A 20,323-nucleotide genomic window follows, 5' to 3' on the forward strand; every position below is an offset into this window, starting at 1 on the left:
ACCGCGAGAAGAGCATGCGCAGGACGTTGGAGATCCGGGACACGGTGCCGACCGACGAGCGAGTGCTCCCGGCATGTTGCTGGCGCAGGGCCACCGCCGGTGGGAGCCCGCTGATGAGCCGGACGTGCGGAGCCGAACCTTGATCGATGAGCCGGCGCGCGTAGGGGGAGACCGACTCGAGGTAGCGCTGGCGGGAGTGCGAATAGATCGTGCCGAACGCGAGCGAGGATTTCCCCGACCCGGAGATTCCGGTGAAGGCGACCACGGTGTCGCGGGGGATGTCGACGTCGAGCGCTCGCAGGTTGTGTTCGCGGGCTCCGCGGACGGCGATGTGCCCGGTAACGACGTCGCTCGAGTTCAACGGTCCTCCTAGGTTTCAGATCTCCGGCCTGGTACCCGGACGAAAGCGGCACTCACGTGCCACGTCTAAACTACGGGTTATGGGATAAACATCCGAAATGCTGCGTGACGGCGCCCTGTCCGCGCGCGCCGTCGTCGTCCCGCACGCCTGACAACGAATCCAGGAAAGCCCGCGGTCCTCTTGGCCCGCGGGCTTTCCCTGTCCCCGGACCAACTACGACGCCGCCTTGCCACCCCTGCGGATGGTGGCAGCTCATGTGCGGATTCCGTAGGGTGGGGACAAACAATAGAAAGGTGGCTTAGCTCATGACGACCAAGATCATTGAGACCTACTTACAGGATCACCACGCGGGTTCCGCGGCTGGACTGGACGCGTTCCGGCGGGTTGCTGACGGCCACGGTGACCGCGAGGTCAGGTCGAAAGTTGGGCGGATTGCCTACGACGTGGCCGAGGATCAGCGCTCACTCGAGACCATCATGTCGGCCTTCGATGTCAAGCCCAGCCAGCTCAAAGATATCCCCGCACGGGCAGCCGAGAAGATCACCCGGCTCAAGCTGAATGAGCGAGTGACCCAGCGGTCGCCGCTGTCGGACGTCGAGGAGCTCGAGGCACTCACGGCCGCTGTTCACGCCAAATCACTGGGCTGGCGCATGCTCCTTGAGGTTGACGATGACCGCCTGGATAAGTCCAAGCTCGAGGAATTGCTCAATCGTGCTCGGGAGCAGGAGAACGAGCTGGAAGAGCTGCGGCTGAAGCAGGCGCCGAAGCTCAATCAGTCCTGATCCGCAACACCTTCGGCGGGCAGTGCGGAGAAATCGAAGTACTAGGTTCCCGCGGCGCAGGCCGAGAACACAAACGAAAAGTCCGGGGAGGCCACATGTGGCGGCCCCGGACTTTTCGTTCCGTGCCGCTGGAACCAAGGTGCTGAAAGTGATCCTGACGGCCTAGCTGTAAGAGGGCGTGACGTTGTTGGCACGGGCTGGGGTGCGTGAGGCCGGGGGCTGGTGAGCCAGCTGCCGCCTCCCAATGTTGCGCGGTGGCCCCTCTCATCCGCACCGACGGCACAGCCGATCGTCCTCGACAATGCGGTACGCGAGCACAACGGGACCCGGTTCAAGGCGTTGCCCGGTCGCTTCGAGACCAAGTTCATCAAATCGGCAGAACGAGGTCAGGTCAATGCAGGTGAATCCCGGATCAGGGGTAGCTTCAGGCACGTCGAGTTCTCCCAGATGAGGCGTGCAGACGCCTTCATCCTCGAGAGGCATTGACCCCTATCCGGATACGGACCGGTCGACACCCTGATAAACATCCATCACACCATCATCTGGGAAGAGCCTGTAAACATTCACCGGCCGGCACGTTCGTACAACATCAATTGTGTTCCGAAAATTTATCCTCTTCCGCATCCGTCTTCGGTGTTGCCTCCGCCAGTTCGTCGAACTCGAAGTGCTCCAGGGGAGTGCGGGTGATGTACGTGGCGCGGGCGATCGCCATGGTGCCCACCGCGGAAGACGCCAGGTGCACGACCACGATCAGGACCACCTTCACCACGTTCGGGATCGACGGTTGCAGCGCCAGCGCACCGGCCACGATCAGCACGATGCCCACACCTCCCGCCGTACCCACCGCCGAGACGCGCATGTACGCGTCCGGGAACCGCAGCACACCGAGTGCCGCGGTCGCGAACACGAGTGCGCCGATCACGATGGTGATGTTTCCAATGATTGTCAGCAGATCCATCAGCGCTTCCCCCTTGTCAGTGCCCGGGCCAGGGACAGCGCGCTCAGGAAGCCCACGAGCGCGGCGATCAGAACGATGTCGAACGTGTACTCATTGGCCATTCGTACGCCGAACAACGCGATGAGTCCCACGAAGCCGAACAGCAACAGGTCACCGGCAACGGCTCGGTCGGCTTGGGTCGGGCCCCGGAGAATGCGGTAGGCCGATCCCAGGCACGCTACACCGATGATCAGAATTCCTAGATCCACCCCGATCATGAGGGCGCTCCTTCCCTGCGAATCCCACGCAGCATCCGGGTTTCCATGTCACGCAGTTCCTCACGAGTGGCGTCCGCGCTGCCCGAGTACAGGCTGTGCACGTAGATCGTCAGCGGTCCGGTCTTGGCAGGAGATGATCCGGACACATCTGCCTGCGACACCCTCGAATCCGAGTTCAGCCCCAGCGTGAGCGTGCCCGGGGTCAAGGTGATGAGAGCAGCGAGCAGCGTGATCTCGTAATCATTGCGGCACTGACTGTCGAACGCAGTGATACCCGGTGTGGAGTCCTGCCCGGGCGTGAGGTTGTCCTTCAGCACCGCAGCGCTCGAGGTCACCATTTCCTTGGCGAACCACAGGAAGAATCCGATGCATCTGAATGGCCACGTCAACCAACTCATGAACCCATCACCGCCTGTACGTATGCCGTGGTGTCAAGTAATCCTTCGGCCGCGGTTGCGGACAGTCCCAGCAGTAACTCAGCGCCCAGGCCCAGCCCCAGCGTGGTCGCCGCGGTGAACACGGCGGGCCCGGCCAGCGCCATGCCGATTCGCGGCCGCTCGGCCACGGCCGTCGCCGACGACGCCCTGGTTTCCGGATCCGCCCGAGTTGCCGACGCCGTGGGAGCCTCCTTGGTGGCCACCCCACCCGAAGATTGGGCGACCGATGCGGGCTCCGCCACGGATTGCTTCCTGCCCGAGGTCGATGCCGCAGCCGTGCCGGAAGGCGAGGCCTCCGGAAGGTCCCCGTCGGCGGGGGAAGCCGCGGGAGCGTCGTCGTCGGCGTTGGATGTAGAGGTTTTCTCCGAGGACTTGGAACCGCCCCAGAACACGCCGTTCCAGATTTTGAGCATCGAGAGCAAGGTGACCAGGCTGACCAGGAGCATGACCACGACCGCTGCAATCTGCCCCGCCTCGACCGACGCGAGGATTAGCGTGAACTTGGCGACGAAGCCCGAGAACGGCGGCAGCCCGGCGAGCGAGAGGGCAGCGATGAAGAACGCGACGGCAATGACCGGCTCGCGTTTGGCTATCCCGGACAGTTTGCCGATCTCACCCGTGCCGTAACGGACCTCGACCGCGCCGGTGGACAGGAACAGCGAGGCCTTCACAATCATGTGGTGGAGCAGGTAGAAGATGCCCGCGGTGAGTCCGGCGAACGTGAACAGTGCGACGCCCAGCAGGATGTACCCGATCTGGCTGATCATGTGGAACGCCAGGATGGAACGCGTGGTTTTCTCGCCGACTGCGCCCAACACGCCGATGACCATGGTCAGGCAGAACAGCGTCACCCCGATCCAGAGCCAGCGGGAATCGCCGTCGAAGACCACGGCGTAGATGCGGTAGATGCCGTAAATCGCGACTTTGGTGTGAAGGCCGGAGAACAGCGCCGTGATGGCGGGGGAGGTCGCGGGGTAGGCGGCGGCGAGCCAACCGTGCACGGGAACCACGGACGCCTTGATCCCCAGGGCGAACAGGCAGACCGCGCCGGAAATGGCCACGGTGGGATCGGTTGTCGCGAGACCGGCCAGCTCACCCATGTTCACGGTGCCTGCGGTGCCGTAGATGAAGCCAACGCCGATCAGGAACACGGTGGAGGTCAGCAAGTTGAGCGTCACGTACAGACGCGCGCCGGCCACTTGCTGCAGCGTGCCCTTGTGGCGGGCCGCCAGGACGAACAACCCATAGGAAGGCAGCAGCATGACCTCGATGAACACGAACAGGTTGAACAGATCGGCAGTCAAGAGCGCGCCGTTCACACCCGCGGTGAGCACGAGCACGAGCGGGGCGAAGTACACGTTGGCCGCACGCCCGGACGCAATCGCGAACCAGGAACACACAATGGTGAGCAATCCGGTCACGACGAGCATGAGCGCGGTGAACATATCGGCGACGAACGGGATGGCAATGCCGAACGGCCACGAGCTGATGCCATGGGCGATGGCGCCACCGGAACGGAACTCGAGGATCAGCAGTACGGCGGCACCCACCGCGGTGATCATGGTGCCCAGCAGACCCAGGGCGTGGATCACCCGGCGGTCGCCCACGATGACCAGCAATGCGGCCATCATCAGCGGAACCGCGACGAACAGGGGGAGAAGGGCGGCGCTCACTCTTGCACCTCCTGGGCGGTCGCGGCCGTGTCATCGTCATCGTTGCCCGTCACCGCGAGTACCAACATGACGATTGTGATGGAGAAGGCGATCACGATCGCGGTCAGCACGAACGCCTGGGGCAGCGGATCGGCAATGGTTGAGAGGTCCTCGGGGGAGCCGTACGGCAGGTCACGGCGGGAGGTTCCGCCAGCAGCCATGAGCACGATATTGCCCGCGTGACCCAGCAGGATGAACCCCAGGATCACGCGCAGCATTTCGCGCTTCATCATCAAATACACGGCCCCGAAGACGAGCAGGCCGGCGGTAATGGCAACGGTCATCGTGCGTTCACCTCGTCCGAATTTTTCGGGGTTGTTGGCGTGGTTGCGGGAGTGCTCGCTTGCGGGCGACCCAGTAGGTTGAAGGACGCGAGGATAACGCCAATCACGGCAAGATACACGCCCACGTCGAAGACCAGCGCGGTGGTGGTCTGGTACCCGAAGATCTCGGGGTGCAACGGTCGCAGGAACGAGCCGTCCAGGTAACCCAGGAACCCGGTTCCCACACCCACGGCCACGCCCACTCCGATAAGCAGTAGGTACGGCATCTGTACGCGGGCCGAACGGTCAGAAGGAGCCGCCAGGTAGGCCAGGGCAAAGCCCGCGCCACCCACCAGCGCGGCAATGAAGCCACCGCCGGGTTCGTAGTGACCCCGCAGCAACAGGATCAGGGAACCTGCTACGACGATCGGAGCCAGCAGTTTGGCCGTGGTGCGCACGAACACGGTGTTGTCCCGCGCGTCAATCAGCGGGGAATGGTCCTGAATGTTCGCCGAACGTTCCGGGCTGGGCTTGCGCGCTCGCAGCAGCACAGCAATTGTGATGCCGGCAACGCCCAGCACCGTGAGCTCGCCCAACGTATCCAGGGCGCGGAAGTCCACCAGGATGGTGTTGACCAGGTTGGTTCCGCCGGTCTCGTTGTACCCCTCGGTCAGGTAGTACTCGGAGGCCGGGGACATGTCCCGCCTCCCGGTCAGCCCCCACACGCCCACGGTGGTGGCCAGGCCGGCACCGCCGGCAATCAGCAACGGGATCACGTGTTTGCGCGGGGGAGTCTTCTCGAACGCGGTGGGCAGTCGGCGCAGCAGCAGCACCATGACGCACACGGTCAGGATTTCCACGAGCAGCTGGGTGATGGCCACGTCGGTGGCGCCCAGCTGCAAGAACCACACGGTCATGCCGAAGCCCACCACACCGGTCACCACAATCGCGGCAATCAGCGTCTTAGCCTGCATCATGGCCACCACACCGCAGGCGATGAGCACCACGAGTACCCAGTCGAGCGGGTCGCCGGGTTCGCCCACCACGGCGGGCAAATCCTCGATGGTGAGCACGGCAATCGCCGCGATCGCGATCAACGCCACGGCGGGGATGCTCAGGTGCCTGCGCGGGGCGATACTTCCTGTCCAACCGCCGACGACGCCGCCGAAACGGATCGTCTGTTCCCTCGCGGTGTCCACGACGTCCAGCCCAGAGATTGGGAAGTCGTAGGGTTCCATCGCGCGGTGCACCCGGTGGCGGGCGAGCACGAGAACGGTTCCGATGGCGATGACGGTCAGCGATACGAACAGTTCGGGGACCAAGCCGTGCCACAGGGCGAAGTGTGCTTCCACTTCTTCTCCCGCGGACGCCGTTGCACCCACGGTGACGAGTTTGTCCAGCAGGAACGGCGTCAGGCCCAGGACCAGCCCGGCAATCGCACCCAATGCCGGGGCACCCCAGAACGCGGGGGAGGCTTCGCGGACCACGTCCTCGGATTCCTCGGAGTTCTTGTCCGCACGGCCACCGAACGCGCCCAGCACGAGTCGTGCCGAGTAGGCGAACGTGAAGATGGAGGCTACGGCGGCGGCAGCGGTCACGACCCATGGGACCCACGCGGGACCCGGTGCGTCGAGGAACGCCTTGAGCATTGTTTCCTTGCTGACGAACCCGAGCAACAACGGAACACCAGCCATGGAGGCTGCGGCGAGCCCCATGGCCGTGGCCGTCACGGGCATTCGCAGCTTCATGTGAGCGAGCTCGCGCATGTCCCGGGTGTGGGCGCTGTGGTCGATCACCCCGACGAACATGAACAAGGCGGACTTGAACAGGGCGTGGGCAATCGTGTGGATGACCGCGGCCTTCAGCGCCTCCGGGGTACCGATGCCGATCATCGTGACCAACAGGCCCAGCTGACTCATGGTCGAGTAGGCGAGCAGTTCCTTGAGGTCATACCGGCGCAGGGCCGCGATTGCGCCGAAGAGCGCGGTGATCAGGCCCGCGGTCACCAGCATGACGTTCCACACGGAGACATCCGCGAACACGGGGGAGAAGCGCAACAGCAGGTAGATACCGGCCTTCACCATGGCCGCGGCGTGCAGATAAGCGGAGACCGGGGTAATGGCAACCATCGAGTCCGGCAACCACGCCTGGAACGGGAACTGCGCGGACTTGGTGAACGCGGCCAAGGCAGTCAGCACGGCCACCGCGGTGGTCAGTGCTCCGTTGGAGGACCACACGGGGTCGACCAGGATTTCGCTCAACCGGGTGGTTCCCGTCGCAATGATCATCACGGTCACCGCGGCCAACAGCAGCAGACCACCGGCCACCGTGACCAGCAGGGTGCGGATTGCTGGTTCGCGGGCCCCCGCTCCGGACCGGGCGATCAGGAAGAAGGAACAGAGCGTGGTGGCTTCCCACGCGACGTAGAGCACGATCAGATCATCGGCGAGCACCAGAGCCAGCATGGCCGCGGCGAAGCCCGTCATGAGTAAGTAGAACGTGCCGTGCTTGCCGCCGGGCTCCAGATAGCGGGTCGAATAGACCATGATCAGCGCGCCGATGACCAGCACCAGCAGCGTGAATACCAAGGCCAGGCCGTCCATGCGGAGACCCAAGCCGACGTCCACCGTGCGCATCCACGGGACCCATTGCTGGACCACCGGGGAACCGGAGCGAGCGGCGTCGGCGAATGCGGATGTGGCCAGCGCAGCCGCGCCCAACAGCGGGATCGCGAGAACCCAGCCCGCATTGCGACCCAGAAACTTAGTGATCAGGGGCGAAGCGAGGCAGGTGAGGAGCGCAATAAACAAACACGTGAGTAGCAAGAAAACACCTTGGTCCGGGCATCAGAACATGGGCGGGCCAGAAGGTCAATGTCGCCCTCGCAATGCGCCGGGCGAGTTCAGGCCAGTGGTGACGTGAGTGCGTGAGAAGGCGGCGCGCCGGCCTGATTAGCGCCCCACGATGAAACTTGCCCATTAGTCCCCAGGGAAATGGGGAGCACCCAGAAGATCGGCTCGAAGGCCGCGGGGATGAAGGGGTGCTGAGAAGACATCTTGGCAATCGTAACAGTCGTACGGGTAAGACCGACGGGGTGGGTCAGTCTCTGGCCGGAATACTTGACGTGTCCACATTGTTCCCCTGGCATGGCCATTGAACTTGGAATTGACACGTTCGGGGACGTGACCTGGGACGCCCAGGAGAACCCGCTGTCGCACGCGCAGGTGGTGCGCAACGTGGTGGAGGAGGGAGTGCTCGCCGACCAGGTGGGGTTGAACTTCATCGGACTGGGGGAGCACCATCGCGATGACTTCGCCGTGTCGTCCCCCGAAATGGTGTTGACAGCCATTGCCGCACGGACCGAGAACATTCAACTTGGCTCCGCCGTGACCGTGCTCAGCTCCGATGACCCCGTGCGCGTGTACGAGCGCTTCGCGACATTGGACGCGCTCTCCAACGGCCGGGCAGAAGTCATTCTGGGTCGCGGTTCCTTCACCGAGTCCTTCCCGCTGTTCGGCTACGCGCTGGAGGACTACGAGGAACTCTTCGAGGAGAAGCTCGCCCTGTTCGCCAAGCTGCGCACGGAGCAGCCGCTCAGCTGGGCGGGTAAGCACACCCAGAACCTGGACAACGTGACTCTTTACCCGCCGGTGGAGCATGGTCCGTTGAAGTCGTGGATCGCCGTGGGTGGCAGCCCCCAGTCCGTGGTGCGCGCGGCCCACTACGACATCCCGCTCATGCTCGCGATCATCGGTGGCCCGGTGGATGGTTTCGCCCCGTTCGCCGACCTGTACCGCCGCGCGCTCGCCGAGTTCGGGCACACCGAGACCAACCCCGTGGGCTTCCACTCCTACGGTTACGTCGCGGAGACCGATGAGCAGGCCATGTCGGAATTCTTCAAGCCGTACGTCATCTCCACGCGGCGCATCGGTGCCGAGCGGGGTTGGCCGGCACCCACTCGCGATTCCTTCGAGAACGAGGTCAAGCACGGTTCCATGGCCGTGGGCTCCTCGGAGACCGTGGCCCGCAAGATCGCCGCGGGCATCAAGTCCCTGGGCGCGTCCCGGTTCGACCTCAAGGTCAGCACGGGTCCGTTGTCCCACGAGAAGATCATGACGAGCATCGAGCTTTACGGCACCAAGGTTGCCCCGCTCGTGAAGGACATGCTGTCCGAATGAGTGCCTTGGATGTGGTGGTCGTTGGTGCCGGGGAGGCGGGTCTGTCCGCCGCCTATCACCTGGTCAAGGCCGGCTTGCGCCCGCACGAGGACTTCGTGGTGCTTGATGCCAATCCCGGCCCCGGCGGCGCCTGGCGGCACCGATGGCCCTCCCTCACGTTCGGTACCGCCCACGGGATCCACGACCTGCCCGGTCTCCCGTTGGGCACGCCGGACCCCGCCGAGCCGGCGTCCTCCGTGGTTACCCGGTATTACGGGGAGTACGAGGCGCGGTTTTCACTACCGGTCATTCGCCCGGCGCGAGTTATTTCCGTGGTGTCCGAAAGCGACGCCGACGACGCCGCTCTGCTCGTTCACACCGACGCCGGCACCTTTCGCACGCGGTACCTGATCAACGCGACCGGCACGTGGGACAAGCCGTTCTGGCCGTGGTACCCGGGGCGTTCCGAGTTCCGTGGGCGACAGTTGCACACGCGAGATTTCTGGTCCGCGTCCGAGTTCGCCGGTCAACACGTGGTGGTGGTCGGTGGCGGTACCTCCGCCGTGCAGTTCCTGTTGCAGCTCAACCAGGCCGGTGCGACGACCACGTGGGTGACGCGACGCGAACCCGTGTTCGAACCGAGGTCCTTCGACTCGGAATGGGGCCGAGATGTGGAACGACGCGTGCGCGAACGCACCGGTGCGGGGCTGCCGCCCGAGAGCGTGGTGTCCGTGACCGGCCTGCCGTTGACCCCGCAGTATCAGCGGGGGATCGACCAGGGGATTCTGGTCTCCGCCGGGCCGATGACCTCTTTGACTCCGGACGGGGTGCTGCTGGCAACCGGCGAGGAAGTGCACGCGGATGCGGTGCTGTGGGCCACCGGCTTCCGCGCCTCGATCGACCATTTGGGGCCGTTGCAGTTACGTGAGCGCGGCGGCGGAATCCGCACGGAAGGCGTACGGGTGGACGCGGACCCTCGCGTGTTCCTGGTCGGCTACGGCTCATCGGCCTCCACGCTGGGAGCCACGCGCGCGGGCAGAACGGCAGCGCGCGGCGTCGTCAGAACCCTTAAGGCCGCGGGGCACCGCGAACTCGTGCATTGAGGGACATTTCCGGGAGGGGACATCCCTGCCACGAACCGTGTACCAGTGGACGGATTTAGTTCCACATACCGAGCAGCGCCATCCAGGCGCCACCCACCACGGTCCAGATGAGAATCAAGATGATGGACATGATGAACGCGACGCGCACCCATTCGTTGACCTTGACATAACCGGAACCGTAAATGACGCCGGCGGGGCCGGACGAGTAGTGCATCAGGGTGCCGAACAGGTTGCCGATGAAGCCGAATGCCAGGGCCGCAAACAGTGGGGGAGTTCCGGCCGCGACTGCTGCGGCGAGGAATACGGCGTACAAGGCGACGATCTGTGCGGTGTTGGACGCGAACAGGTAGTGCACGTAGAAGTACACGAGCGCGAGAATGCCGAATGCGAGACCCCACGGCATGCCGCCGACCATTCCGGAGACCACGGAGCCGATCCAGTCGATCACGCCCAGATCGTTGAGGTGGCCGGCCATGCCCACGAGCACGGCGAAAAAGATCAAGGTGTTCCACGCGGAGCCGTTGGCGGCCATGTCCTTCCAGGTCAGGACCCGGGTGACGAGCATGATGGCGATGCCCACGAACGCTGCGGTGGTGGCGTCGATTCCGATGCTCGAGCCGAAGATCCAGAGGACAAGAAGCAGCACGAACGTGAAGATCATGGTGATTTCACCGCGGGTGATCTTGCCCATGGTGGTCAGTTCGCGCCGAGCCATTGCGGGAGCCTCGGGGGTCTTCTTGACCGTGGGGCCGTAGATTTTGCTCATGGCCCACGGAACGATCGCCAGGCTCAAGAGACCGGGCACGATGGCGGCCAACGCCCAATTACCCCACGTGACCTCGACGCCCATCTCCACGGCCGCGTGCTGTGCCACGGGGTTACCGGCCATGGCGGTGACGAACATCGCGGACGTGACCACGTTGACGTGCGAGGCGGTGAATGTCAGATAGGAGCCGAGCCTCCGCCGTGATTCATCTGTCTCCGGTGTCGAGTTCTGGACCTCGGCGATCGAGCGAATGATCGGGTACACCACGCCGCCGGCGCGTGCGGTATTGGACGGAGTAGCCGGAGCCAGGATCAGGTCGGTGGCGGCCATGCCGTAGGCGATGCCCAGGGGGGACCTGCCGAGCTTGGACACGAAGATGAGGGCCACGCGTCGTCCCAGACCGGTGAGGAGAAAGCCGTCTGCAATGAAGAACGCCGCAACAATGAGGAGCACCGTGGAGTTCGCAAATCCGGCGAGCGCTTCACCCTCCGGAACGCTCATGGTTCCGGTCACCATGGCCACCGCCAGCCCTATGAGGGTCAGTGACGGCGTGGGCAGCGGCTGCAGGATCAGGCCGATGATGGTGGCCACGAAGATCCCGAGCATGTGCATACCGCGTGGATCGACCCCTTCGGGCGGGGGGATGAAGAAGATGACCGCACCGACCACCAGCATGACGCCGAATTTCCAGAGCAGGGACACGGTGTCCGTTGAACGACCTGTTGGGCGGGTGGCTTGTGCTGTTCCCACGGTGGGCTCCGAAGCATCGAATTGGTCAGGTACCTTGATCCTACGCTTGGTCTGACCACATCATGATGCATGTCGTCCCACGGGCTACACTGGCGACCCCCACCGTCTCACCAGGAGGTCTCGCCCCGTTGCCCCGCACCGCGCGCATCCCCGTTCTCATCCTCACCGGATACCTGGGCGCAGGAAAAACCACGGTCCTCAACAGGTTCCTCGCCGCAAGTGGGGCGCCGATCGGAGTGATTATCAACGACTTCGGGGACGTGAACGTTGACGCCGCCCTGGTTGCGGGTCAGGTGGACGAGCCCGTGTCGGTGGCCGGTGGCTGCCTGTGCTGCATTTCCGATCCCGCACAGCTGGACCAAGCGTTCAAGAAACTCACACGTCCCGACCTGCGCCTGGACGCCATCGTCATTGAGGGCTCCGGCGTGGCCGAACCGCCCGCGCTCTTGCGCCTCGTGATGGACTCGCGGGTGCCGCAGGTTCGGTTCGGGGGCCTGATCGAGGTCGTCGACGCCGCTCACGTCCCGCAGGCGGAGGCCGCCGGGTGGGATCTGGAGCAACACGTGCGGGCGGCCGCCGTCGTCCTGTTGACCAAGACGGATGTGGTGACGGACCCCGGGTCCAGGAAAGCCCTGGAGGCGAGAATTCACCGGGCCAACCCCCACGCCATGATCATTGAGGCTCCGCACGGCGTATTCGACCCCGCGTTATTCGTGGACGCCGGCGAATCCGAAGAGTTCGACTTCGGACAGTTGGCGTTGTGGAACCCCGGGGAAACACCGGGGGAGTCCCACTCGGAACACGGTCATCCCCACCACCACGTGCACCACCAGTCGGTAACCGTGGAACACGACGGCGCGGTTGACCCCGTGGCGCTTTCCGAGTTCGCACTGGATCCGCCGGAGTCCGTGTATCGGGTCAAAGCGCTCGTCGACGTCTCGACCAGCTCGGGTCCGCAACGCTTCGCGGTCCATTCGGTAGCGGGGTACGTCACGGTGGAAGCGATGACCCGAGGTCAGGAGGAGCCCCTCGCGTCGTCGCTCGTGGCCATCGGCCTGGAGCTGGATCGGGCGGATCTTCACGCACGGCTTGCCTCGGTCTGCCTCCCGACGACGGCGCCGCCGGCCTCCGCGGCGCAGTTGCGTCGCCTCACCAGATTTCGCACGTGAGACGACGAGGGCTCAGCCCATGACCAACTGAAATGTGAAAGTGAGCGGTCCGGGCGGGCGTCATCTCCGGCCGTTGTCGCAAGTGGGTGCGAGGCACGCGGACAAGTTACACCCTCTGTGCCCTAAACTGAGCGACATGAGTAACATTCCCGCGGAACTGGCGTATACCTCAGAACATGAATGGGTCAAAGACCTCCAGGACGACAACACCTACCGGGTGGGCATCACGGATCACGCCCAAGACGAACTGGGTGAAGTGGTCTTCGTGGACCTGCCTCAGGTGGGGGATCAAGTTTCCGCCGGCTCCGTTGTGGGCGAGATCGAATCCACCAAGTCCGTCAGTGACCTCTTCGTTCCGATTTCCGGTGAAATCACTGAGGTCAACCCCGAGCTCGAGGACAACCCCGGCGCTGTGAACGCCTCCCCCTACGAGGACGGCTGGCTCTTCACAATCCGCGCCGATTCTCCGGAGGCGACCAAGGACCTCTTGGACGCTGACCAGTATCAGCATCAGCTGGACTGACCCGCAGACTCCACACTCAGGAGAAAGATACCTATGTCAAAGCAGGACAGCTCCGTACCCAACTCGGGGCCGGAAACCACATCCATTCAGATTGTCGCGGATGTTCTCTCCACCGCCGCTCGGCACAAGATGTCCGAGAGTGAGCAAAATGCGGTCGCCGCATTACCCCCTGGTTCCGCGTTGCTTCTGGAAACCAACGGCGGACTCACGGGTTCACGTTTCCTGCTGGACCGTGACGAAGTCATTGCCGGCCGTCACCCCGCGTGCTCCATTTTCCTGGACGACGTCACGGTGTCCCGAAGGCACGCGGGCTTCCTTCGTCGGTCGAACTCCTACGAGCTGGTGGACCAGTCCTCGCTCAACGGCACCTACGTCAACGGTGACCGCGTGGACTCCAAGCACTTGGAAAATGGGGACGAAGTCCAGATCGGTAAGTTCCGGTTCACCTTTTACCATTCCGTTCAAAAGGACTCCTGACACTACTCATGCCTGAATCCGGACACTCGCAGACCTCGCTGGTGGGTATCGGGGTGCTTCTACGACAACTGCAGCCCGAGTTCCCCGGCCTGTCCGCCTCCAAGATCCGTTTCTTGGAGGACCAGGGGCTGGTGCGCCCGCATCGCACAGCCTCGGGGTACCGCAAGTACTCGAAAGAAGACATCGACAGGTTGGCCACGGTGTTGCGCCTTCAACAGGAGCGTTACCTTCCGTTGAAGGTCATTCGCGACCGTCTGGATCGTGGGGAAGACCCGGGAGCGGAGGCCGAACCGCAAGAGCCGCGCGAGAGTGAGCGAGCGACGTCGACGGCGCCCGGTCAAGAACCGCAGGATCCGCACCAGGCAATGGCCCATCCCGTCCGTCAATCCGGGCGGCGTTACACCCTGCGTGAGGTGGCCGCCCGCACCGGTGCCGAGACCACCCTGCTGCGGGATCTGATGAACAACGGCTGGCTCGTGGAACGCGCGGGGTACTTCGACGACTACGCGCTCACGGTCGCGGCCACGGCCAAGCGGCTGAGCGCCTACGGTATCGAACCGCGTCACCTACGGGCTCTGCGCGGTGCTTCGGAGCGCATGATCGGACTCGTGGAGGGAACCATTGCCCCGCTCATCAGCCGCCGAGACCCTGTGTCCCGCGAGAAAGCCCCACAGCGGGCCCGGGAAATCGCGTCTCTGTGTCTGACCATGACTACAGCCCTGCTGAACTCCCAACTCAAAGACACTCTCCGTCCCTTCGAACAGGAGCGCTAGGTGGCTTCCCCGGACGTACCCATGGAAGTGGCCGGAGTCCGCATGGACGTACCCACCGGGCAGCCGGTGGTGGTGCTGCGCGAAGTCAACGGCGCTCGACATCTGCCGATCTGGGTGGGCACCAACGAGGCGACCTCGATCGTCTTCGCCATGCAGGGCATTAAGCCGCCCCGCCCCCTCACGCATGACCTGCTGATCTCCGTGGTGGACGCACTGGGCCACAACATCTCTCGGGTGGTCATCCACACGGTGGAGGACACCGTGTTCCACGCCGCCATCGAGTTCGACCACGGAATCGTGGTGGATGCCAGGGCCTCGGATGCGCTCGCGGTGGCCGTGCGAACCAAATCCCGGATCGTGTGCGCCCAATCCGTGCTGGAAGATTCCGGTCTTGTGTTGAGCGCGGATGGTGAGCTGCGCGAGCAGCCGGCCCCGGACCAGGCGGAAGCCGACGTCCAGGTGCGTGAGTTCCGTGACTTTCTGGATCACGTGGACCCTGACGATTTCCAGACCTGACAGGGAGTTCGGCGGGTGAGCTGACGTCGCGACACGTTGGGACCCCGTACAAATGTCTTTGACCCACCGCACCCCGAGGTCTACCGTCTAATCATTACCGAGAACTGTCTTCCGGTAACTCAGCCATGAACCACCCCAGCCGATCCCGAGGAGGATATGTGAGCCACGGAGACCTTCCGCTGGATGTAGCAGATCCGCTCCAGTCTTCTCTCGCGGGCGGCACACAGGGGATGCTGTTCGATGAGGATCTGGTCAGTTTCGACGAGACCGTCGGGTTCCGCGGACCCACGGCCTGCAAAGCTGCCGGCATCACCTACCGTCAACTCGACTATTGGGCGCGCACCAGTCTGGTCGAGCCCACGGTGCGCGGCGCCAAGGGCTCCGGTTCGCAACGCTTGTACTCCTTCCGCGACATCCTGGTTCTCAAGGTCGTGAAGCGACTATTGGACACGGGTGTCTCGCTGCAGCAGATTCGTTCCGCCGTGGGCGCCCTGCGGCTGCGTGGGATCGAGGATCTCACGCAGCTCACGTTGATGTCCGACGGCGCCAGCGTGTACGAATGCACGTCACCCCACGAGGTCATCGACCTGGTCCAGGGGGGACAGGGGGTCTTCGGCATTGCCGTGGGCCGGGTCTGGCGCGAAATAGAGGGCGCGTTGGCGTCCATGCCCGCGGAGCACACGGCGGTGGCCACCGCCGACGCCGCCGAGGATTTTCCCGAGGACGAGCTCTCCGCCCGTCGGGCGCGCCGTCGCAAGAAAAACGCCGGCTGACGCGTCCCGCTAACTCGACGCCGTCCCCAGCGAAACGGCCTCCGATTCCGTCATGAGGCGGTGACTACCTCAGGAGCCCGGCGAGGATGGTGCTGAAGCGCTCGGCCAGAACCGCGGCTTGTTCCCCGGGCCATCTGTGCACGGGCCAAGCAGCACCTTGAACCTGTTGCATGACGGGAGCATCCGGGAGAATCGGGTGCACCACGAGGTCACCGAACAACTCATGAAGTTCATTGATGCGGTGCGCGTGTTCTGAGAAGTCTTTTCGAGCCCGGTTCACGATCACACCCGCGGCGGGTACGGCCCAGAGTTTGGAACCCTCGAACTGGGCCAGCGCGGTCATCGTCCGCTTGGTGCCGGCCACGGAGAAGAGCGAGGGCTCGGCAACGGAGAGCACCTTGTGGGAGGCCGCCCACGCCATGCGGGTCAGTGCGGTAAGGCTGGGCGGGCAGTCAATGAGTACCAGCTCGTACGTGTCAACCCCCTGAAGCACTGTTTCCAGACGCTTGAGATCCTTGACCTTGAAGCCGGAACGGTCCAAATGCGAGGACACCGCGGAACCCGGTGCCACGTCCAGGACGGGCCGGGGGGAGGATTCGGGGGTGATGGGGTGCGCGGTCCACGACGCGGCAACTGTGATCTTGGACACGGCGCCTTTCTTCGGTTTGCGCAGAATGGAACCGATGTCGCGGGAGCCGTGAGCGCGGACGCCGAGAGCGGTGGAGGCATCGGCGTGGGGGTCGAGATCGATCACGAGAGTGGGGATGCCCGCAGCCAAGGCGGCCGAGGCCAGACCGAGAGTTACCGATGATTTACCCACGCCGCCCTTGAGGCTGCTGATGCTGACGATCTGCACTGTGTCCTCTCCCCGTTCAGTGTCCCGGCCACCGGGACACAACCCTGTCCATGCTAATGGCTGGACTGATAGCGATTTCGTCACGAAAGAACAGAATCCGGTACACAGTGTGGTCAGTCCACACGTATGATGTAGGTCTCACGTATGCTGAGACAGCTAGTTCGCTATCTAACGCAGCGCCCTTCGAGGCCCACTGGTCCGGGGGTGCGGAACGGCAGTACATGTTCTCCAAAATCCTGGTGGCCAACCGCGGCGAAATCGCTATCCGAGCATTTCGTGCCGCGTACGAACTCGGCGCGAAAACCGTGGCCGTGTTCCCGCACGAAGACCGTAATTCCATCCACCGTCAGAAATCTGACGAGGCGTACCCCATTGGCCAGGAAGGTCACCCGGTGCGCGCGTACCTGGACGTGGACGAGGTTGTTCGTGTCGCCAAAGAATCCGGCGCCGATGCCATTTACCCCGGCTACGGCTTCCTGTCCGAGAACCCCGAACTTGCCCGCGCCGCCGATGCCGCGGGCATTAAGTTTGTCGGGCCCAAGGCAGAGATCCTGGAACTGGCGGGCAACAAGGTAGCGGCCCTGCGTGCCGCGAAGCGCGCGGGCATCCCCACATTGCAGTCAACCGAACCCTCCTCGGACAAGGACCAGCTGATCGAGGAGGCCGAGATGATCGGCTACCCGCTGTTCGTGAAGGCCGTGGCCGGCGGCGGCGGGCGCGGCATGCGCCGGGTGGAGGCTTCCAAGGACCTGCCCGGTGCACTCGACGCCGCCATGCGGGAAGCGGACACCGCGTTCGGTGACCCCACCGTGTTCATCGAGCAGGCAGTACTGCGCCCACGGCACATCGAGGTGCAAATTCTCGCGGACAACGAGGGCAACGTGGTGCACCTGTTCGAGCGTGACTGCTCACTGCAGCGCCGCCACCAGAAGGTCATCGAGATCGCCCCGGCGCCCAACCTGGACGATGACATCCGTCAGGCCCTGCACCGCGACGCCGTCAAGTTCGCCAAGGAACTCGGGTACGTCAACGCCGGCACCGTGGAATTCCTGGTGGACACCGCCGGCGAGCGCGCCGGTGAGCACGTGTTCATCGAAATGAACCCGCGCATCCAGGTGGAGCACACCGTGACCGAGGAAATCACGGACATCGATCTGGTTCAGGCGCAGCTGCGCATTGCCGCCGGTGAGACCCTCGAAGATCTCGGGATCAGCCAGGACACCCTGCGCGTGCGCGGCGCCGCTCTGCAGTGCCGCATCACCACCGAGGACCCCGCCAACGACTTCCGCCCGGATGTCGGCAAGGTCTCGGCCTACCGCTCCGCCGGCGGTGCGGGCGTCCGCCTGGACGGTGGCACGCTTTACGCCGGAGCCGAGATCTCCCCGCACTTCGACTCGATGCTGGTCAAGCTCACGTGCCGCGGAGGCGACTACACGACCGCGGTTCACCGAGCGCGCCGTTCCCTGGCGGAGTTCCGGATCCGCGGTATCGCCACCAATATCCAGTTCCTGCAGGCCGTCCTGGACGACCCGGACTTCATTGCCGGAGACGTGGCCACCGACTTCATCGAGAACCACCCGGAGCTGCTGCGCGGCAAGACCTCCGCGGACCGTGCGACCCGCGCCCTGACCTACCTGGCCGAGGTCACGGTCAACAAGCCCAACGGCGACCGCGTGGACGGTATCGACCCCCGTACCAAGCTGCCCCATTACCCGGGCGACAAGTCCGACGAGCCCTACCGCAGCCCCTTCGACGGCCCCTCGACCCACGAGCCGCCGGCCGGCTGGCGCCAGGTGCTCCAGGAGAAGGGCCCGGAAGGGTTCGCCCGGGAACTGCGCGCGTACGAACCTCTGGCGGTCACGTCCACCACCTTCCGTGACGCCCACCAGTCGCTGCTGGCCACCCGGGTGCGCACCCGTGATCTGCTCGCGGCGGCGCCGGCCTACGCGCACACCCTGCCGGGCCTGCTGTCGATCGAGGCCTGGGGCGGTGCGACCTACGACGTCGCTCTGCGCTTCCTGGGCGAGGACCCCTGGGACCGCTTGCGCCGCCTGCGCGAGGCGCTGCCGAACATCCCCATCCAGATGCTGTTGCGCGGTCGCAACACCGTGGGTTACACGCCGTATCCCACCGAGGTGACCAACGCGTTCGTCGCAGAGGCCGCAGAAACCGGCGTGGACATCTTCCGTATTTTTGATGCCCTCAACGATGTGGACCAGATGCGCCCGGCGATCGAGGCCGTTCGCGCCACCGGGACCGCCGTGGCCGAGGTGGCCCTGTGCTACACCGGTAACCTGCTGGATCCCCGGGAAGAGGTCTACACCCTCGAGTACTACCTGGATCTCGCTCAGAAGTGTGTGGATGCCGGCGCCCACGTCCTGGCCATCAAGGACATGGCCGGGCTGTTGCGTCCGGAAGCCGCCCGCAAATTGGTCACGGCGCTGCGCGAGCGTTTCGACCTCCCGCTGCACCTGCACACCCACGACACCGCGGGGGGCCAGTTGGCCACCCTCATGGCCGCCTCGGAAGCCGGCGTGGACGCCGTGGACGTTGCGTCCGCATCAATGGCGGGCACCACGTCGCAGGTCTCCGCGTCCGCGCTGGTCGCCGCGCTCGAGAACACCGAACGTGACACCAACCTGGGTCTGGATGCCGTGAGCGATCTGGAACCCTACTGGGAAGTGGTGCGCGGGATCTACAAGCCCTTCGAATCGGGGCTGAACAGCCCCACGGGTCGCGTGTACCGTCATGAGATCCCGGGCGGGCAGCTCTCGAACCTGCGCCAGCAAGCCATTGCGCTGGGCCTGGGCGAGAAGTTCGAGGCCATCGAGGACATGTACTTCGCCGCGGACAAGATGCTCGGCCACCTGGTCAAGGTGACCCCGTCCTCCAAGGTGGTGGGTGACCTCGCGCTGCAGCTGGTCGGTATGGATGTGGACCCGACGGAGTTCGAGGAGAACCCCAACACGTTCGACATCCCGGACTCCGTGATCAACTTCCTGGCCGGTGAGCTCGGTACCCCGCCGGCGGGGTGGCCCGAGCCGTTCCGTTCCAAGGCTCTCGAGGGTCGCAACGTGACCCTCGGGGACAAGGAACTCAGCAATGAGGATCAGGAGGGGCTCAACCAGCCCGGCGAGACGCGCCGTGCCACGCTGAACCGTTTGCTGTTCGCCGGGCCCACCAAGGAGTTCGAGGCATCACAGACCAAGTACGGTGACCTGTCCGTGCTGCACACCCGTGACTTCCTCTACGGTCTGCGCCAGGACTTCGAACACGTGATCTCCCTGGGCAAGGGCGTGCGACTGCTGGTGACCCTGCAGGCCATTTCCGAACCGGATGACAAGGGCATGCGCACCGTGATGGTCACCCTGAACGGACAACTGCGTTTGTTGGAGATCCGGGACAACTCCGTGAAGACGGACTCCGTGGAGCTGGAGAAGGCCGATTCCGCCAACCCGGGTCACGTGGCGGCGCCGTTTGCCGGTGCCGTCACGGTCACGGTGGCCGAAGGCGACACCGTGGAGCCCGGTCAGGCCGTGGCCACGATCGAGGCCATGAAAATGGAGGCCTCCATCACCACGCCCACCGGCGGGACGGTCTCGCGGATCGCCCTGCGGGACGTTGCGCAGGTCAGCGGCGGTGATCTGGTGTTGGTGATCGAGACCGATTGATCGCCGATTTGCCAAGCTC

18 protein-coding genes and 1 pseudogene are annotated in these 20,323 nt (G+C 64.4%); 10 read left to right on the forward strand and 9 right to left on the reverse strand.

Features of this window, described 5'->3' with window-relative positions:
- Positions 1-666: 666 nt before the first annotated feature.
- A complete protein-coding gene (locus ABEA06_RS01440) occupies positions 667-1,143 on the forward strand; it encodes a P-loop NTPase family protein (protein WP_345310324.1) in 477 nt (158 codons plus the stop codon).
- 267 nt (positions 1,144-1,410) lie between these two features.
- Here the strand turns inward: ABEA06_RS01440 and ABEA06_RS01445 are convergent.
- The 7 genes and pseudogenes from ABEA06_RS01445 to ABEA06_RS01475 form a co-directional block, all read right to left on the reverse strand.
- Positions 1,411-1,575, reverse strand: a pseudogene (locus tag ABEA06_RS01445) (ISL3 family transposase); the annotation flags it as partial.
- Between the two features lie 157 nt (positions 1,576-1,732).
- Positions 1,733-2,101, reverse strand: a complete 369-nt coding sequence (locus tag ABEA06_RS01450) for a cation:proton antiporter (protein ID WP_345310325.1) — start codon at positions 2,099-2,101, stop codon at positions 1,733-1,735.
- Positions 2,101-2,358: a monovalent cation/H+ antiporter complex subunit F gene (locus ABEA06_RS01455; RefSeq protein WP_345310326.1), complete on the reverse strand. Its 258-nt coding sequence runs from the start codon at positions 2,356-2,358 to the stop codon at positions 2,101-2,103. The genes ABEA06_RS01450 and ABEA06_RS01455 overlap by 1 nt, the downstream gene beginning before the upstream one ends.
- Positions 2,355-2,756, reverse strand: coding sequence for a Na+/H+ antiporter subunit E (locus ABEA06_RS01460; RefSeq protein WP_345310327.1), 402 nt, complete (start codon positions 2,754-2,756; stop codon positions 2,355-2,357). Before ABEA06_RS01460 ends, ABEA06_RS01455 begins: the two co-directional genes overlap by 4 nt.
- On the reverse strand, positions 2,753-4,468 hold the full coding sequence (locus tag ABEA06_RS01465; RefSeq protein WP_345310328.1) for a proton-conducting transporter transmembrane domain-containing protein: 1,716 nt from the start codon (positions 4,466-4,468) through the stop codon (positions 2,753-2,755). The genes ABEA06_RS01460 and ABEA06_RS01465 overlap by 4 nt, the downstream gene beginning before the upstream one ends.
- Complete coding sequence (locus tag ABEA06_RS01470) at positions 4,465-4,791, reverse strand: cation:proton antiporter subunit C (protein WP_016997851.1); 327 nt, start codon at positions 4,789-4,791, stop codon at positions 4,465-4,467. The genes ABEA06_RS01465 and ABEA06_RS01470 overlap by 4 nt, the downstream gene beginning before the upstream one ends.
- Entirely contained in the window at positions 4,788-7,580 is a 2,793-nt protein-coding gene (locus ABEA06_RS01475) for a DUF4040 family protein (RefSeq protein ID WP_345310329.1), read from the reverse strand. Before ABEA06_RS01475 ends, ABEA06_RS01470 begins: the two co-directional genes overlap by 4 nt.
- 336 nt (positions 7,581-7,916) lie before the next feature.
- Here ABEA06_RS01475 and ABEA06_RS01480 point away from each other — a divergent pair, with 336 nt between their 5' ends.
- Both ABEA06_RS01480 and ABEA06_RS01485 read left to right on the forward strand, forming a co-directional pair.
- A complete protein-coding gene (locus tag ABEA06_RS01480) occupies positions 7,917-8,948 on the forward strand; it encodes an LLM class flavin-dependent oxidoreductase (RefSeq protein WP_345310330.1) in 1,032 nt (343 codons plus the stop codon).
- On the forward strand, positions 8,945-10,030 hold the full coding sequence (locus ABEA06_RS01485; protein WP_345310331.1) for an FAD-dependent oxidoreductase: 1,086 nt from the start codon (positions 8,945-8,947) through the stop codon (positions 10,028-10,030). Before ABEA06_RS01480 ends, ABEA06_RS01485 begins: the two co-directional genes overlap by 4 nt.
- Before the next feature lie 55 nt (positions 10,031-10,085).
- Here ABEA06_RS01485 and ABEA06_RS01490 read toward each other — a convergent pair whose 3' ends face one another.
- Positions 10,086-11,498: an anion permease gene (locus ABEA06_RS01490; RefSeq protein ID WP_345310332.1), complete on the reverse strand. Its 1,413-nt coding sequence runs from the start codon at positions 11,496-11,498 to the stop codon at positions 10,086-10,088.
- A gap of 176 nt (positions 11,499-11,674) precedes the next feature.
- On the opposite strand from ABEA06_RS01490, the gene ABEA06_RS01495 reads away from it, so the two are divergent.
- The 6 genes from ABEA06_RS01495 to ABEA06_RS01520 all read left to right on the forward strand — a co-directional run bounded on the left by ABEA06_RS01495 (position 11,675) and on the right by ABEA06_RS01520 (position 15,777).
- Positions 11,675-12,715, forward strand: a complete 1,041-nt coding sequence (locus ABEA06_RS01495) for a CobW family GTP-binding protein (RefSeq protein WP_345310333.1) — start codon at positions 11,675-11,677, stop codon at positions 12,713-12,715.
- Positions 12,716-12,851: 136 nt separating this feature from the next.
- Positions 12,852-13,238 (forward strand): glycine cleavage system protein GcvH, encoded by a 387-nt coding sequence (gene gcvH / locus ABEA06_RS01500; RefSeq protein ID WP_345310334.1) that lies wholly within the window; start codon positions 12,852-12,854, stop codon positions 13,236-13,238.
- Between the two features lie 33 nt (positions 13,239-13,271).
- Positions 13,272-13,715, forward strand: coding sequence for an FHA domain-containing protein (locus ABEA06_RS01505; protein WP_303381791.1), 444 nt, complete (start codon positions 13,272-13,274; stop codon positions 13,713-13,715).
- Positions 13,716-13,723: 8 nt separating this feature from the next.
- Positions 13,724-14,488 carry a transcriptional regulator FtsR gene (ftsR, locus tag ABEA06_RS01510; RefSeq protein WP_345310335.1) on the forward strand — a complete coding sequence of 255 codons (765 nt, stop codon included), beginning with the start codon at positions 13,724-13,726 and terminating at the stop codon, positions 14,486-14,488.
- Entirely contained in the window at positions 14,489-15,004 is a 516-nt protein-coding gene (locus ABEA06_RS01515) for a bifunctional nuclease family protein (RefSeq protein WP_303381789.1), read from the forward strand. It abuts the gene before it with no gap.
- Positions 15,005-15,234: 230 nt separating this feature from the next.
- Positions 15,235-15,777, forward strand: a complete 543-nt coding sequence (locus ABEA06_RS01520) for a MerR family transcriptional regulator (protein WP_303381794.1) — start codon at positions 15,235-15,237, stop codon at positions 15,775-15,777.
- A gap of 64 nt (positions 15,778-15,841) precedes the next feature.
- Here ABEA06_RS01520 and ABEA06_RS01525 read toward each other — a convergent pair whose 3' ends face one another.
- Positions 15,842-16,633: a ParA family protein gene (locus ABEA06_RS01525; RefSeq protein ID WP_345310336.1), complete on the reverse strand. Its 792-nt coding sequence runs from the start codon at positions 16,631-16,633 to the stop codon at positions 15,842-15,844.
- Between the two features lie 221 nt (positions 16,634-16,854).
- On the opposite strand from ABEA06_RS01525, the gene ABEA06_RS01530 reads away from it, so the two are divergent.
- Positions 16,855-20,304, forward strand: coding sequence for a pyruvate carboxylase (locus ABEA06_RS01530; protein ID WP_345310337.1), 3,450 nt, complete (start codon positions 16,855-16,857; stop codon positions 20,302-20,304).
- Positions 20,305-20,323: the final 19 nt, after the last annotated feature.

It is taken from the genome of Kocuria gwangalliensis, assembly GCF_039544365.1.
Taxonomy (GTDB): domain Bacteria; phylum Actinomycetota; class Actinomycetes; order Actinomycetales; family Micrococcaceae; genus Kocuria; species Kocuria gwangalliensis.